Here is a 362-nt window from a genome sequence, read left to right as displayed (position 1 = left end):
GCTTAAGATCAACGCCATCACGAACGTGGGAGTTTGCGCGAGTTGTACTAGAAGGCGAATAAAAGATCGTATCGACCGCTTCGTACAGTGCGTAAAAGTTTTCGTATTTTCCGCCTTTGTGGAAATTCGGTTCAATAGAATCTAAGAAGTTGCGTAAGCCCATATCACCCCTCCTTCTCAATGCGAGTTAGGTTAGCTCGCAAGATTGGCCCATACTCATACTTACCAGGGCATACAAATGTACAGAGCGCCAAATCCTCTTCGTCTAACTCTAGACAACCAAGTAACTGAGCTTGTTCTGTATCCTCAACAATGAGCGAGCGCAATAATTGAGTCGGCAAAATATCCAACGGCATTACTCT

Annotated in this window: 2 pseudogenes; both read right to left on the bottom strand. The window is 44.8% G+C overall.

The features are described from left to right. Window positions 1–163, bottom strand: a pseudogene (locus tag A3751_RS22065) (NADH:ubiquinone reductase (Na(+)-transporting) subunit B); the annotation flags it as partial. 1 nt (window position 164) lies between these two features. Then, a pseudogene (locus A3751_RS02660) lies at window positions 165–362 on the bottom strand (NADH:ubiquinone reductase (Na(+)-transporting) subunit A); the annotation flags it as partial.

This window comes from Oleiphilus sp. HI0080 (assembly GCF_001635135.1).
The sequence above is the reverse complement of the archived record's forward strand: the minus strand, read 5'-3'. Positions and strand labels throughout refer to the sequence as shown.